We start from the raw sequence: 15,471 nt of genomic DNA, 5'->3' as shown, positions 1-15,471 counted from the left end.
ATGGACGAGGACGAGGACGAGGACGCAATGGCACCGCCAGACAAGGACCCCACGGCCTCGCAACAGCGCGCCAGCACCCATGAGCTGCCGCGGGCCAGCCTGCCCGAGGAATTCCTGCTGCGCCGCATCCACATCCTCGAGAACGAGATCGACGCGCTGCGCGAAGTGGCGGCCGAGAAGCGCCGCCTGGAAGAGACCCTGGCCCAGCTGCGCGAGGCCAACGCGCACCTGGTGGTGGCCGCGGTCCAGGCCCAGCACCTGCAGGAAGACGCCGAGGCGGCCAACCGCCGCCAGAACGAGTTCCTGGCGATGCTGGCGCACGAGCTGCGCAATCCGCTGTCGCCGATCGGCATGGCGGCTTCGCTGCTGGATCGCATGCCGGACGCCACGCCCCAGCTGCACAAGCTGTCGCGCGTGATCGGGCGCCAGGTCGACCACATGGCCAAGCTGCTCGACGACCTGCTCGACGCCGCCCGCATCAGCAGCGGCAAGATCACCCTCTCGACCCAGCCTCTGCTGCTGGCCGACGTGCTGCAGCAGGCCGTCGAGACCATGCAGCCCTGCATCCAGGAACGGCGCCAGAGCCTGCAGCTGGAGCTGCCGCCGGAATCGGTGGTGGTGGAGGGCGACCAGGTGCGCCTGACCCAGGTCTTCACCAACCTGCTGGCGAATGCCTCGAAGTACACCGGCGACGGCGGCCGGCTGCACCTGACGGCACGCGCCGACGCCGACCAGGTGTCGGTGGCGATCGCGGACAACGGCAACGGCATCGCACCGGAAATCATCCCCTATATCTTCGACCTGTTCACCCAGGGCCCGCGCTCGCTGGCGCGCTCCGAGGGCGGACTGGGCGTGGGCCTGAACGTGGTGCGCAACCTGGTCGGCATGCACGCCGGGACGGTGACGGCCGAGAGCGCCGGCGCCGGCCTCGGCAGCTGCTTCACGGTGCGCCTGCCGCGTTCCGGCCAGCAGACCGTCGGCCGCGGCCCGTCCGAGGTGGCGGTGACCGGTGGCCGCAAGCGGGTGCTGGTGGTGGAGGACAATCCGGATACCTGCGCCACGCTGGCCGCCTGTCTGCGCGAAGAGGGACACGAAGTGGTCACCGCCCTCGACGGCCGCAGCGGCCTGGCGGCGGCGCTGGAGCGGCCCTATGACGTGATCGTGTGCGATATCGGCCTGCCGGGCCTGGATGGACTGGGATTGATCCGCGCGGTGCGCGCGGCGGTCGGCGTCCATGGCGCCGGCGCCGGGCCGCTGGCGATCGCCATGACCGGCTACGGCCAGCCGGAAGACGAGGCGCGCGGCCGCGAAGCCGGCTTCGACCATTACCTGGTCAAGCCGGTCGCACTGGAGGCTTTGCTGGCGCTGATCGGTTCGGAAGCGCGGGCAATCCGCGCCTGAACCGGCGTCCTACTTGCCCAGCAGGCGCGCCAGGCGCTGCACGGCTTCCTCGATCCGCTCGTACTGCGTCGCGTAGGAAAAGCGCACATGGCGCGCCGGCGCGGCAAAGCCGAAGTCGTCGCCGGGCACGATCGCCACATGGGCTTCTTCCAGCACCGCCTTGGCGAAGGCCGTGCTGTCGTTCGCATGCCGGTGCGGCAGGGCGGTGATATCCGCGTACACATAGAAGGCGCCGTCCGGCATCACCGGCACGCCAAAGCCGAGTTCGCGCAGGGCCGGCACCAGGAAGTCGCGGCGGCGCTGGAATTCCAGGCGGCGCGCTTCGAAGATGGCCAGCGCATCGTCGCCGAAGCAGGCCAGGGCGGCGTGCTGGGCGATGGTCGGCGCGCAGATGAACAGGTTCTGGGCCAGCTTCTCGAACACCGGCACCAGCGCGTCCGGCACCACCAGCCAGCCCAGGCGCCAGCCGGTCATGTTGAAGTACTTCGAGAAGCTGTTGACGGTGATGACGCTGTCGTCCAGCGCCAGGGCGCTGACCGGTTTGCCGTCGTAGGACAGGCCCTGGTAGATCTCGTCGACGATCGCGAAGCCGCCGCGCGCGCGCACCGCACCCAGCAGTTCGCGCGCCTGCGGCACCGTCATCGAGGTACCGGTCGGGTTCGAAGGCGAAGCCACCAGCACGCCGCGGCTGCGGTTGTTCCAGTGTTCGGCCAGGTGGGCGGCGGTCAGCTGGTAGCGTTCCGCGGCGCTCGAATACAGCAGCACGGGTTTACCGCCGAAGGCGCTGACGAAGTGGCGGTTGCAGGGATAGCAGGGGTCCGGCATCAGCACTTCGTCGCCCTCGGCGACCAGCGCGGCGCAGGCCAGCAGCAGGCCGGCCGAGGCGCCGGCGGTGACCACGATGCGGCGCGGATCGATGTCCAGGCCGTAGAAGCGCTGGTAGTGGCCCGAGATCGCTTCACGCAGGGCCGGCAGGCCGAGCGACTCGGTGTACTGGGTGGCGCCGCCGCGGATCGCCTCGACGGCGGCCTCGGCCACCATGTCGGGCGCGGTGAAATCCGGCTCGCCGACGCTCATGCTGATGACGTCGATGCCGGCGCGGCGCATGGCGGCGGCCTGCTTGACCATCTCCATGACGCGGAAGGGTTCGATGGCGTCGACGCGGGACGCCAGCTGCAGGGCGCGGGAAAGAGGGGTGTTCTGGGTATCTGGCATCCCGCTACTTTACCTCATGCCGCCAGTGCCTGCTCGGCGCGCTCCAGTAAAGCCACGCAATCCGCCGCCGGCAGCGGGCGGCTGACGTAATAGCCTTGAATCTCGTCGCAGTCGTACTGCTCCAGCTCGCGCAGCTGGGCGATGTTCTCGACCCCCTCGGCCACCACTTTCAGGCTCAGGCTGTGCGCGAGGCGGATCACGGCCTTGGTGATGGCGGCATCGTCCGGGTCGTCCGGCAGGTCGCGGACAAAAGTGCGGTCGATCTTCAGCGCGTCCAGCGGGAAGCGCTTCAGGTAGGCCAGGCTCGAGTAGCCGGTGCCGAAATCGTCCACCGAGAGGCGCATGCCGAGCGCCTTGATGCGCGACAGGATCGCCACCGCGGCTTCCGGATTCACCATCAGCATCGATTCGGTCAGCTCGAATTCCAGCAGGCCGGGATCGACCCCGGCGCCGACCACGATGCGTTCGATCAGCTCGGCCAGGTCGGCCTGCTGCAGCTGGCGTGCCGACAGGTTGATCGCCACCGGCGGCACCGGCAGCCCGGCCGCGGCCCAGGCGCCGAGCTGGCGGCAGACTTCGCCGATCACCCATTCGCCGACCGGCAGGATCAGGCCGGTGTCTTCGAGGATGGAGATGAATTCGAGCGGCGGCACCAGGCCGCGCTGCGGATGCTGCCAGCGCAGCAGGGCCTCGAAACCGCTGATGCTGCCGCCGGCCAGGTCCAGCTTGGGCTGGTAATGCAGCAGGAACTCGCCGCGTTCCAGGGCCAGGCGCAGCTGCGATTCGAGCTGGATGCGCTGGGCCGCGTTCTCGTGCAGCGCCGCGGAATAGAACTGCCAGGTGTTGCGGCCGTTGTTCTTGGCGCCGTACATCGCGGTGTCGGCGCTCTTGAGCAGTTGCCCGGCGCTGCTGCCATCTTCCGGGTAGACCGCGATGCCGATGCTGGCCGAGACGAACAGTTGCTGGCCCTGCAGGTGGAAGGGCTGGGCCAGTGCCTCGACGATGCGGCCGGCCAGTTCGGCCGCCGCCGGCGATTCCTTCTGCTCGCCTTCCAGCCAGGGCAGCACCACCGCGAACTCGTCGCCGCCCAGGCGCGCCACCACGTTGTCGGTGCGCGCGCAGGCTTCGAGGCGGGCCGCCGCCTGCACCAGCAACTGGTCGCCGGCGCCGTGGCCGAGCATGTCGTTGACGTTCTTGAAGCGGTCCAGGTCGATGAACATCACCGCCGCGCGGTGGCCGTCGCGGCCGGCCTGGGCGATCGCGTCTTCGAGACAGGTGCCGAGCTGGCGCCGGTTCGGCAGGTTGGTCAGCGAATCGTACTGGGCCAGCCAGGTCAGGCGCTTGCGCGCTTCCTGGCGCTCGATCGCGGTGCCGAGGATGTTGGCGATCCCGCGCAGGAACACGGCGTCGTCGTCGTCGAAGCGGCGGCCGTTGTCGGTGTACGCGCCCAGCACGCCGAAGGCGCCGACACCGGCGTCCAGGCCGCTGCGCAGACCGTGCATCGCCGCCAGCGGCGCGAACCAGGGCCGCAGGCCGGATGCCGGTGCGCCGCTCAGCGGATCGCCGGCACAGCCCAGCTGCAGGCCGATGGTCTGGCTCAGCCGCCCGGCGCCGCTACGCACCATCAGCTGGCGCCCGGGCGCATTGCCGGACTGCGTGTTCTCGAATAGCGCAGCGCAGGGCGCGCCCAGACCCTGGGCGGCGGCCTGGGCGGCATCCTGGAACAGTTCGTCGAGATCGTTCATGGCCAGCGCCTTGCGGCCGAGCTCGGCAATCAGGGTCTGGCGCTTGGCGTTCTCGACGATTGCGCGTTCGAATTCCTTGCGTTCGGTAATGTCGATGTCGATGCACAGGTAGCGTTCGAGCGTGCCGCCGGCGTCGAAGATCGGCACGATGGTGCGGTACCACTGCAGGCGGCCGGCGCGGCCGTCGAACACGACCTCGCCGTTCCAGACCCCGGTCGAGGGCTGCCAGGGCGCATCGCTGCCGGCCGGGCGCCCGAAGTCGAGCAGTTCGCGGCCCAGCGCTTCCTGGCGCGCAAAACCGCTGCTGCGCTCGAACAGTTCGTTGACGCCGATGATGCGGCCCTGGGTGTCGACTTCGCACACGATGGCGGCCTGGTCGACCGCGCTCTTGTGCTGCATCAGGGAGTTGGTCAGCGAATCGATGCGCTGGCCGAACTGCACGCGCAGGCTGGCGGCGCTGCGGTTGACGGCGCGGATCGCTTCCTCGATCTCGGTCGGGGCGTCGGCGTGTAGCGCGGCCTCGGCGGTGACGCGGCCGGCCGCGACGTCGTTCTCGAAGGAGTGCAGGCGTCCGAGGCTGGCCAGCCAGCGCTTCAGCAGCGTGCGCATCAGCGCCAGGCCGACCGCGAAGGCGATCAGCGCGAAGGTCGCGGTCTCGATCACCAGCGCCCACAGCTGCGCGGCGATCTTGTCGGCGTCGAAGTCGAGGCGAATCACGCCGTAGTCGCGGCCGCCGACGCTGGCGACGCGGTTGACTTCGTAGAGCTTGGACGCGATCAGCCGGCTCAGCCAGGCAGGCGCCGGCGCGCGCTCGACTTTCGGCGCCTGCACGCGCAGGGTGCCGCCGGCCACGTCGATGAAGGCGGCGCTCTTGAACGGCGACTGGAACAGCATCTTGCCGAGGGTGCGCTGGACCGTGTCGTAATCGCCGATGACCACGCTGTCCTCGATGTTCTGGGCCGCCACCTCGACCAGGGTGAGGGCGGCGTCCTGGGTCTCATCGACATGCTGCAGGAACTGGTAGCGGTAGAACAAGCCCATGCCGGTGCCGAGGAAGACCACCATGGTGAGGCTGAAGACGGCGAACACGCGCCCGGCCAGGGAGCGCGGCAGCAGGGAAGTCGGTAACAGGCCGGTCAATGAGCTTCTTAGTGAGCGAATGAGCGAGCGTGGCGGCGGCATGGGCACGGGTCTGGTGGATCGCGAAAACTCAGCGCAGGTTCAGGGGCGCGCCGGCGTAGAAGGCACGGTAGCTGGCGTAATCGGCGTTGCTGGCGGCGACGAAGCCGAGCGGCTCCTTCGCGCCGATCAGTTCGGCGGCGGCGTCGAGGATGCGCCGGCCTTCCGGGTCCTTGCGCATGCCCAGGAACGCCTTGGCCACGGCGCGGACTTCGGCGGCCGGCACGCGCGGCGAGGCCATCAGCGCCAGGTCGTTGAAGGGCGCGGAACGCCACAGCACGCGGAAGGCCTTGTTCTCGCGTGCGCTGAAGTTCTCCACCAGCTGGGAGTTGGCCCCGCTGGCGCGGGCCCGGCCGGCGAACAGCTGGGTGAAAGCGGCGTCCATGTTGCCCGCAAACACGGCATTGACGGCAATCCGACGGCGCAGCAGTTCGGCATAGGGGGCCTTGTAGGCGACCAGGGCTTCCGGCCCCGGGAACACGACGGTGCCGCCCGCCAGCTCGTCCAGATCCTTGATTGGCGAGTCGGCCGGCACCACGATCTGGGCCTGCACTGGCGGCGCGTCGCGGCGGCCGAATACGGTCCAGCCCATCTTTTCGCGGTCCGGACTGAACAGGTGGTTGGTGAAGGCGAAATCGACTTCGCGCGCCAGCACATAGCTGGTGGTGTCGGCCGAGGTGCGGCCCAGTTTCAGGTTCAGCTGCACGCCGCTCTTTGCCGAGACGTAGCGGACGATGGGATTCCAGAAACTGGCCGAGACCTTCAGGTTGTACTGGTTGACCGGTGAAAAGTTATAGCTGTGGGTCTCGGCGCCGGCGCCAACAGGGAGGGCGCACGCAAGCAGCACAAGACCGGTTTTGATAAAGGAGTGCATGAGTCTGTACGGTGGCGGCCGGGGGCGCGGGCCGGTTTGTCGAAGCTGGGCGAATGTGGCCCGGAACAGCGCTGCGAACTATATCATATTTCCTATGTGCAATAGATTGCGGCTTGGCGTTTGTTCTGATAATGCAACGCCCGAACGAAAAACGCGCCGCACGGGCGCGTTTCCGGGGGTGACGCAGCGGTCTCAGGCGCGCCGGCGGCTGCGCAGGCCCAGCAGGCCCAGGCCGAGGCCCAGCATGGCCCAGCTTTCCGGCTCCGGCACGGCCGACACCAGGTCGAGACGCACCGCATAGCATTCGCCGATGGCGCCGCCGCGGCAGGCGGTGGCGGCGATCTGCTGGGCGCCGTTGATGCCTTGTGCGTCCGTGATCACCCAGGCGGAAGCCGGGTCGATCAGGGCGTTCAGGTCGACCATGCCGTTCGCGCTGTCGTAGAGGAAGCCGTGGTAGCCGTAGCTGGTTTCGGTGAGCTGGACGGAGGAGGTGCCGACGATCTGGCCGAGCTTGTTGATGTCCCAGGCGATGCTGTCGTCGAAGCCGGCGTCGAGCGTGCCGAGGTCGGTGATCGTGCCATGGTCGTACAGGAAGGCGTGCGAGGCATGGGCGATGCTCGAGGTCGGGATGCCGCCGACCGCCTGGCCGAGATCGTTCAGGCCGTAGATCGCGCTGTTGCCGAGATCCGGCGCCCCGATCGGGTCGACGCTGCCGCCGCGGAAGAAGGTGGCGTAGTAGGGATACTCCGGCACCGTGATCTCGCCCTGGTAGGAGGCGCCGCCGATCAGGCCCTTGTTGTTGATCGCATAGGCATCGCTGCCGGCGCCGCCCGGCAGGGTGCCGAGCCCGGTCATGCTGCCGCCTTCGTAGCGGAAGGCCTGCCGGTAGTAGGTGTCCGGTTCCGCCCCCGTGTTGGCGCTGCCGACGATCGTGCCATGGTTGTTGATGTCCCAGGCCACGCTGTTGCTGCCGCCCAGGGTGCCGAGGTCCTGCAGCGAGCCGCCCGAGAAGACGAAGGCGTGGCTGTCTCCGCCGGCGGTGCCGGCGGCGCCGACCACCTGGCGGTAGTCGTTGATCGCGTTGGCAGAACTGTTGAGACCGCCGAGCGTGCCGAGATCGGCAAAGCCGCCGCCGATCCACGCGAAGGCGTGGGTATTGCCGCCGGTACTGTAACTGCCGACCACGTCGCCGTAGCGGTTGATGTCGGCGGCGGTGCTGCCGACGCCGGCCACCACGGTGACGTTGTACAACGGGTCTGCCAGCGCCGCGGCGCCGGGGAGGGCGAGCGCGGCGGCAAGTAATATTCGTGAGAAATGAGTCAGGCGCATGTGAGCCTCCTTGGACGGTTGATGAGTAAAGCACCGTCCAGCTTATGCGGCGCCGCGGCGGCGGCGCCTGATGAGCATCAGAGGTATGCGCGCTGAATGGGCGCGCAGGACGCGCGCCCGGAGAGGATCACTGGTGCGACTGGTGGCTGGCGGTCAGCTTGCGCATCAGCGGCAGCGCCAGCAGCGCGATCACGGTGCAGGCCACCGCGCCCATGCCCAGCTTGTTGAACAGGCTGGTGTAGATCGGCAGGGTCTGCAGCGGGTCGGTGACGTCCTTCGGCACGCTGGCCAGGTTGGCGACCACGCCGCCCAGGTATTGCGAGATGCCGGTGGCGACGAAGTAGGCGCCCATCATGAAGCCGCTCATGCGCGCCGGCACGTAACGCGCCACCATGGCCAGGCCCAGGCCCGATACCAGCAGTTCGCCCAGCGAGTACAGGCCGTAGCCGGCGATCATCACCCACGACGAGGTCATGCCGTTGACGGCGAAGACACCGGCCACGCCGTAGGCGAAGAAGCCGGCGGCCACCGCGGCGAAGCCGAGCGCGAACTTGCCGGCGATCGACAGGTCCTTGCCGGTGCGGCCGGCAAAGGAATAGGCCCAGGCCAGGACCGGCGACAGCACCATGATCCAGATCGCGTTCAGCGCCTGGAACTGGGCCGGCGACCAGGTCCACAGGTGGGCGCCGAAGACGGTGAAGTCGAGGTCGACGTTACGCAGCGCGAACAGCGACAGCGAGGTCGACATCTGCTGGTAGAAGATGAAGAAGAACACGGTCTGCAGGGTCAGCACCAGGGCCGCGATCAGGCCGGCGCGTTCGCTCGGCTCGCTCTTGCGGATCAGGTGCACGAAGATGCCCAGCACCACCACGCCGGCCAGGTAGACGAAGAAGCGGGCCAGGGCCTGGTCTTCGAGGATCTCGGCCGAGCCGAACACCACCAGCACGGCGCCGGCCAGCACGGCCGCCAGCTTGCCGACCTGCAGCGGCTTCTCGTCCGGCAGGCTGCCGACATGGGCGATGGTGGCGCGCATCAGCGCCACGTTCAGCAGGCCGACCACCAGGCCGACGCTGCAGACCGCGAAGGCGGCGTGCCAGCCGAAGTTGTTGCCGTAGGCGGCGTTGACGTAATCCTTGATCCAGGGCGTGGCCAGCATCGACACGGTCGAGCCGACGTTCACGGCCATGTAGTACAGGGTGAAAGCGGAGTCGATCTTGGAATCGTCGCCTTCGTAGATCTTGCGCACCAGGTTGGCGGTGTTGGGCTTGAACAGGCCGTTGCCGACCACCACCACGCCGAGGGCGCAGAACAGGAAACGGGTGCTCTCGGTCGGCACCGCCATCAGCGCGTAGCCGACGGTCAGGATCATCGCGCCCAGGTACATCGAGCGCTTGGTGCCGAGGATCTTGTCGCCGATCCAGCCGCCGATCGCCGGGGCGACGTAGATCAGGGCGGCGGCCGCGCTCCAGACCAGGTTGGCGCGGCTGTCCTCGAAGCCGAGGCGCTCGACCATGTAATAGACGATCAGCGCCTGCATGCCGTAATACCCGAATCGCTCCCACAGCTCGATCAGAGCGACGGTGAGGAAGGAACGGGTTTGTGTGTAGGGTAGTGGTAGGGTTTCGGTTTTCATGGGTCTCCCGGATTCGCGGATGCCGGGCCTTGTGGGCACAGCAATTCCGGGATGCTACGCGAGGCCGGGGCTTCGCGCAATGCCGGAAAACAGGGCCGTAAACACCGTCCTGGCGGGCTCTACGCGTTTTCGCGCTGTCGTGCGGCACGAAAAAACTTGCTGAATATAAAATGCAATGTTGTCCTACCTTGCCGACGCGAACCGACCCGAAGAGCCCAAGACACCATGAGAGTGCGCACCCACCTGAGCCTGCTGGCGGCGGCGGTTTTCCTGCCGATGATCGTCGGCGCCGGCGTTGCCATCAAGTTGCTGCTGGACGCCGAGCGCCATGCGGTGCTGCGCGGGATGCAGGAGCTGGCGCGCACCTCGGTGCTGGCGATGGACCAGGAGCTGACGGCGGCGATCGCCACCGGCCGCACGCTGGCGACCTCGGCCCGCCTGAGCCAGGGCAACCTCGAAAGCTTCTATGCCCAGGCGCGCGCGGCGAATGCCGGTACCATCCGCCAGACCGCGCTGCTGCGCGAGGACGGCCAGCAGCTGTTCAACACCGCACTCCCCTTCGGCCAGCCGATCGCGCCGCCGCTCGCCGGCGCGCTGCAGCGCGTGCAGGGCGTGCTGGCACGCGGCCTGCCCACCGTCTCCAACCTGATCGTCGGCGGCGCGACCCGGCGCCCCGTGATCGCGATCGAGCTACCGCTGCGGCTCGACGACGGGCGCAGGGTCCTGCTCGACCAATGGTTCGCTGTCAGCCACCTGAACCGTGTACTGCCGCGCGACGTGGCGCCTTCCTGGCAGGTCGCGGTGTTCGACCGCGACGGCGCGACCCTGGCGCGCAACGCGGCCTGGAAGGACGAGATCGGCACGCGCGCCCGCCCGGCGCTGCTCGACGGCCTGCGCCAAGGCAAGGCGCAGATCGATATCGCCGGGCCCGACGGCAAGCCGATGGCGGCGGCGCTGGCGCGCTCCGCGCTGTCCGGCTGGACCGCGGTGATCGGCGTGCCGGTCAGCGAACTCGAGGCGACGGCGGCGAGCGCGGTGTCGCTGATCGCCGCGACCCTGCTGTGCGCGGTGGCGCTGGCGCTGGCGGGCGCGATCCTGTTCGCGCGGCGCCTGCTGGCGGCCACCGAATACCTGGGCGCCGCCACCGAGGGCATGGCCGAAGGCTGGCTGCCGCCGCCGGCCGACCTGCGCATCGCCGAACTGAACAGCCTGCAGCAGGTGCTGCACGCGGTCTCGCGCCGGCTGCAGAAGGCCGAGGCGGGGCGCCGCAAGCACCTGGCCGAAGTGCAGGCGGCGCGCAGCGTGGCCGAGTCCCAGAACCGCGCCAAGGACGAGTTCCTGGCCATGCTCGGCCACGAGCTGCGCAATCCGCTGGGCGCGATCAGCTCCGCCATCGCCCTGATCCAGATGGGGGCGGGCGGCCCGGCGGCAGAGCGCGCGCACCAGATCATCGGCCGCCAGAGCCGCCACCTGGCCCACCTGGTCGACGAGCTGCTCGACGCCAACCGGGTCCTGAGCGGCAAGGTGGTGCTGGCGCCGGTGCCGCTCGATCTCGCCGGCGCCGTGCGCGAAGCGGCGCAGACCCTGCAGACCCAGGGCACCACCGCCGCGCACGAGGTGACGCTGGCGCTGGAGCCGGTCTGGGTCCATGGCGACCCGACCCGGCTGCAGCAGGTGATCGGCAACCTGATCGAAAACGCCGCCAAGTACACCCAGGCCGGCGGCCATATCGCCGTCAGCACGCGCGTACGGGACGGCATGGCGGAACTGGTGGTGCGCGACGACGGCAAGGGCATCGAGGCCGAGCTGTTGCCGCGCGTGTGGGACGTGTTCGTCCAGGGCAAGGTGAGCAACCGCGCCAAGGGCGGCCTGGGCATCGGCCTGGCCGTGGTCAAGTCGCTGGTCGAGCAGCAGCATGGCACGGTGGCCGTGCACAGCCGCGGGGCCGGGCAGGGCAGCAGCTTCACGGTGCGCCTGCCGCTGGCCGCCGAGGTGCCGGCGGATGCCGCCGTCGAGCGCGTCGATGCCGCGCCGCTGGATGGCTTGCGCGTGCTGGTTGTCGAGGACAACGAGGATTTGCGCGAGATGATGTGCGCGCTGCTCAGCTCGCGCGGCTGCGTGGTCGGCAGTGCTGCCGATGGAACCACGGCGCTGGCGCTGGCCCGCAACACCTTGCCGCAGGTGGCCTTCGTCGACATCGACCTGCCCGACATCTCGGGCTACGAGGTGGCGCGCCAACTGGCCGGGCAAGGCGGCATCCGGCTGATAGCGGTAACCGGCTACGGCCAGCCGGACGACGTACGGCGCGCGCTGGCGGCGGGCTTCGATCGTCACCTGAAGAAGCCGGTGCGCATGGAAGATATTGAACAGGCGATCGGCGCCATCGATCTCGTGCGTTAATTGTAAATTCGCAACAAAAGAATGCGCCGTCTGCCGCGGCGTCTTTTTACACCGCTTTATTCTCTTTGGCAGCGCTTCCATTTGTCCATGACAAAGACCCGATGTGGGTGGCGCGTCGGGGCATTCTCCGACCCCTGCTGCCGTTCGCCTTCGCCGCCTGCAAGCGAGCTCGTGCACGATTGGATTCCCGTTGGAGATTATCGGGTTGTAAAGTAATCTGGCGGGCAGGAGTACCAAAACTCACAAATTTTCACCAACATTCCTCATGGCCGATTCCAGCACAGGTTCCACGGTCGGATACCGCGACGATGCCGTCATCGCGGCGCTGCTGCATGGACGCGGCGTGCACGTGCAGGGCCGCGACGCGGCAGCCGAGCGCGCCGCCCTGGCGGGGCTGGCCCAGTGCCTGGCCGACGATCCGGACCTGCTGCTGCAACGGGTAGCCGAGGCGGTGCGCGAGCTGTGCGCCGCCGATGCGGTCGCGATCGCGGTGCGCGAAACCGGGCCGGGCGGCGAAGAGATCTGCTGGCATGCGACTGCGGGAGGTCTGGCAGGCCAGGTGGGAAAGCGCTGGCCGCTGCAGGCCTGTCCCGCCGGCGCCAGCGTGCTGGCCGACGGCGCCGTGCTGTTCTCGCGGCCGGGGCAGGTGTTCGCATCGGTGCGCGATGCCGGCCTCGATGTCGCCGAAGCGCTGGGCGTCCCCTGGCGCGTGCGCGGACAGCCGGCCGGCGCCCTGGTTGCCCTGCTGGACGGCGAGGGCCAGCATTTCGATGCGCATGACCTGCAGCTGCTGCGCGAGCTCGCCGGTTTTGCCGCCGCGGCGCACCAGGCCAGCGGCGCGCGGCGCGGCGCTCCCGACCCGGAGCAGCTGGAGCGCGAGCTCGAACAGCGCCTGCGGCCGGTGCTCGAGAGCCGCGAGACCTTGCAGCGCGAAGTCGAGGAAAGCCGCGCCGCCGAGCGCGCGCTGCGCGAACACAAGGCCCTGATCGACGCCACGCTCAGCATCAGCACGGTCGGGGTGATTTATTTCGACCTCGACAATAACGTCTACGACATCAACCAGGCTTACCAGCGCATGACCGGTTACAGCGAGGAAGAGCTGCGCACCGTCGACAACTGGAGAGCCATCACCGCGCCCGAGTTCTGGGACCTGACGCTGCGTTCCGGGCGCGAGCTGCGCGATACCGGCGTCACCCGGCCCTACACCAAGCAGATGCTGCGCAAGGACGGCAGCCGCTGGTGGGGGCTGTACGCGCCGGCGCGCATTTCGGGCGAGGGCGCGCACGCGCGCTGCGTCTGCTTCGTGCTGGACGTCAGCGAATTGAAGGAGGCCGAAGCGCGCCTGGCCGAGAGCGAGCAGCGCTTCCGCGCCCTGGTCGAAGGCTTCGGCCAGGCCGTGTGGGAAACCGATGCGCAAGCCAATTTCGTCCAGCCTTCGCCGAGCTGGTGCGCCTACACCGGGCAGCGCGAGGCGGCCTCGATGGGCAAGGGCTGGCTGGATGCCGTCCATCCCGACGACCGCGACTACGTGCAGCGCGAATGGCGCGCGGCGCTGGCGATGCGGCGCGGGATCAACATGGAATTCCGCGTGCACGTGGCGATGGGGGGCTGGCGCTGGACCAATGTGCGCGCGGCGCCGCTGTTCGACGCCGACGGCAGCCTGCGCAAGTGGTTCGGCATGAACATCGACATCGACGAGCGGCGCCGCACCCAGGCCGCGTTGACCGAGAGCGAGCGCCGTTACCGCATGCTGTTCGAGGCGATGGACGAAGGCTTCCTGCTGGCCAGCGTGCAATACGACGCCGACGGCCGCGCGGCCGCGCTGGTGTATTCGGAAGCGAATCCGGCGGCGGTGCGCATGACCAGTATCCATTATGTCGGCCCGGGCTTGCTGAAGGTGCGCCCCGAGCACGAACCCTGCTGGCTGGACGCCTGCGCCCAGGTTGCGCGCACCGGCGTCAGCACCCGCTCGCAGTGCTTTTCGGAGGCGCTCAACAGCTGGTTCGATTTCTTCGTCTATCCGGTCGGCGGCGACTCGCCGCGGGTGGCGATCCTGTTCCATGACATCACGGTGCGCAAGCGCGCCGAGGATGCGCTGCGCGAAAGCGAGGCACGCTTTCGCGCACTGGCCGATGCCTCGCCGGCGCTGATCTACCAGTTCGATCCCGACGGCGGCCTGATGTACCTGAACCAGGGCGGCAACGGCGACAGCGGCTCGCCGGCGCCGTCCGACAGCTGGCGCGGCGTCGTGCAGCCGGAGGACATGCACAGCTACCTGATGCAGGTATCCGAGGGCATCCGCCAGCGCGCCATCTTCAGCCACCGGATCCGGGTGCCGGCACGCGACGGCAGCTGGCGCTGGTTCGAGTCGCACGCCGCGCCCTGGTATTCGGACGACGGCCAGCACCGTGGTTATGTCGGCATCTCGCTCGACATCACCGGCGCGGTGCAGGCCGAGGACGCGCTGAAGGACGCCGACCGCCGCAAGGACGAGTTCCTGGCGACCCTGGCCCACGAGCTGAGGAACCCGCTGGCGCCGATCAGCAACGCGGTGCAGCTGATGCGCCGCCCCGACGGGCGCCGCCAGTCCGACCGCGTGGTCGAGATGGTGGGGCGCCAGGTGCGCCAGATCGCGACCCTGGTGGATGACCTGATGGAAGTCTCGCGCATCACGCGCGGCAAGATCGACCTGCGCCTGGAACGGGTGCCGGTGGCGGAAATCGTTCACAGCGCAGTCGAGACCAGCCAGCTGCCGATCGAGCGCGCCGGCCACCAGCTGGCGGTGGCGCTGCCGGAGGAACCGCTGGTGCTGCTGGCCGACCGCGTGCGCCTGACCCAGGTGTTCGCCAATCTCCTCAACAATGCGGCCAAGTACACCGATCCGGGCGGCCGCATCTGGGTCGACGTCTGGCGCGAAGACGGCCAGGCCGTGGTGTCGGTGCGCGACACCGGCATCGGCATACCGCCGGAAGCGTTGGGCCAGGTGTTCGACATGTTCGCCCAGGCCCACCGTGCGGTCGGGCGCGGGCAGGGCGGGCTCGGGATCGGCCTGACGATGGTGCGCAGCCTGGTCGAGATGCACCACGGGAGCGTCGAGGCGCACAGCGGCGGCAGCGGCATGGGCAGCGAGTTCGTGGTGCGCCTGCCGCTCGCAACCGAGGACGACGGCCGGCTGGAGCGCCCCGGCCAGGAGCAGGCGCGGCCCTATGCCCCCTTCGCCGGCCAGCGCATCCTGGTGGTGGACGACAACCGCGACGCCGCCGATACCCTGGGCCTGCTGCTCGAAGCGGACGGCGCCGAGGTGCGGGTGGTCTACGACGGCCGCAGCGCGCTGGCGATGGCCGAGAGCTTCCTGCCGTCCAGCGTGCTGCTCGACATCGGCATGCCGGTCATGGACGGCTACGAGGTCGCGCGCCGCCTGCGCCAGGACGAGCGCTTTGCAAGCATGCGCATCGTGGCGCTGACCGGCTGGGGCCAGGATGCGGACCGGCGCCAGACCCGCAACCGCGGTTTTACCCAGCATTTGACCAAGCCGGTGAGCCTGGAGGACCTGCATCGCATACTGACTTAGAGCCAATTAAGTGCAGATAGGAACAGTTTCCGTGCGTTTCGATGCACGCTGCATTTTTTATGCAGTGTGAGTTGGCTAACATCAAAGCCAGATACCCGCTGATAGACTGAAATCACGTCAACCC

8 protein-coding genes are annotated in these 15,471 nt (G+C 68.8%); 3 read left to right on the top strand and 5 right to left on the bottom strand.

Annotated features, from left to right (window positions below; translation table 11 throughout):
• Positions 1-1,401, top strand: a complete 1,401-nt coding sequence (locus tag NX782_RS00430) for an ATP-binding protein (RefSeq protein ID WP_308632746.1) — start codon at positions 1-3, stop codon at positions 1,399-1,401.
• A gap of 9 nt (positions 1,402-1,410) precedes the next feature.
• Here NX782_RS00430 and NX782_RS00425 read toward each other — a convergent pair whose 3' ends face one another.
• The 5 genes from NX782_RS00425 to NX782_RS00405 form a co-directional block, all read right to left on the bottom strand.
• Complete coding sequence (locus NX782_RS00425; RefSeq protein ID WP_258843504.1) at positions 1,411-2,616, bottom strand: pyridoxal phosphate-dependent aminotransferase; 1,206 nt, start codon at positions 2,614-2,616, stop codon at positions 1,411-1,413.
• Between the two features lie 14 nt (positions 2,617-2,630).
• Positions 2,631-5,501, bottom strand: a complete 2,871-nt coding sequence (locus NX782_RS00420; protein ID WP_258843503.1) for an EAL domain-containing protein — start codon at positions 5,499-5,501, stop codon at positions 2,631-2,633.
• A 70-nt stretch (positions 5,502-5,571) separates the two neighbouring features.
• Positions 5,572-6,414: a phosphate/phosphite/phosphonate ABC transporter substrate-binding protein gene (locus NX782_RS00415; RefSeq protein ID WP_258843502.1), complete on the bottom strand. Its 843-nt coding sequence runs from the start codon at positions 6,412-6,414 to the stop codon at positions 5,572-5,574.
• 192 nt (positions 6,415-6,606) lie between these two features.
• The gene (locus tag NX782_RS00410) at positions 6,607-7,743 is read right to left on the bottom strand and encodes a DUF3466 family protein (RefSeq protein WP_258843501.1); all 1,137 of its coding nucleotides are present in this window, start codon (positions 7,741-7,743) and stop codon (positions 6,607-6,609) included.
• A 127-nt stretch (positions 7,744-7,870) separates the two neighbouring features.
• Positions 7,871-9,376 (bottom strand): peptide MFS transporter, encoded by a 1,506-nt coding sequence (locus NX782_RS00405; RefSeq protein ID WP_258843500.1) that lies wholly within the window; start codon positions 9,374-9,376, stop codon positions 7,871-7,873.
• Positions 9,377-9,601: 225 nt separating this feature from the next.
• Between NX782_RS00405 and NX782_RS00400 the strand changes: the two genes are divergently transcribed.
• Both NX782_RS00400 and NX782_RS00395 read left to right on the top strand, forming a co-directional pair.
• Positions 9,602-11,776 (top strand): hybrid sensor histidine kinase/response regulator, encoded by a 2,175-nt coding sequence (locus tag NX782_RS00400; RefSeq protein ID WP_258843499.1) that lies wholly within the window; start codon positions 9,602-9,604, stop codon positions 11,774-11,776.
• Positions 11,777-12,041: 265 nt separating this feature from the next.
• The gene (locus NX782_RS00395; protein ID WP_258843497.1) at positions 12,042-15,347 is read left to right on the top strand and encodes a PAS domain S-box protein; all 3,306 of its coding nucleotides are present in this window, start codon (positions 12,042-12,044) and stop codon (positions 15,345-15,347) included.
• Positions 15,348-15,471 lie beyond the last annotated feature (124 nt).

The organism is Massilia norwichensis (genome assembly GCF_024753245.1).
Lineage (GTDB): Bacteria > Pseudomonadota > Gammaproteobacteria > Burkholderiales > Burkholderiaceae_D > Telluria > Telluria norwichensis.
This window is presented reverse-complemented; position numbering and strand designations above follow the sequence as displayed.

Excerpts from the sequence above, each read along its gene's own strand:
- NX782_RS00430 (WP_308632746.1), top strand. The coding sequence starts at position 1 with ATGGACGAGGACGAGGACGAGGACGCAATGGCACCGCCAGACAAGGAC.
- NX782_RS00425 (WP_258843504.1), bottom strand. The coding sequence starts at position 2,616 with ATGCCAGATACCCAGAACACCCCTCTTTCCCGCGCCCTGCAGCTGGCG.
- NX782_RS00415 (WP_258843502.1), bottom strand. The coding sequence starts at position 6,414 with ATGCACTCCTTTATCAAAACCGGTCTTGTGCTGCTTGCGTGCGCCCTC.
- NX782_RS00410 (WP_258843501.1), bottom strand. The coding sequence starts at position 7,743 with ATGCGCCTGACTCATTTCTCACGAATATTACTTGCCGCCGCGCTCGCC.
- NX782_RS00405 (WP_258843500.1), bottom strand. The coding sequence starts at position 9,376 with ATGAAAACCGAAACCCTACCACTACCCTACACACAAACCCGTTCCTTC.
- NX782_RS00400 (WP_258843499.1), top strand. The coding sequence starts at position 9,602 with ATGAGAGTGCGCACCCACCTGAGCCTGCTGGCGGCGGCGGTTTTCCTG.
- NX782_RS00395 (WP_258843497.1), top strand. The coding sequence starts at position 12,042 with ATGGCCGATTCCAGCACAGGTTCCACGGTCGGATACCGCGACGATGCC.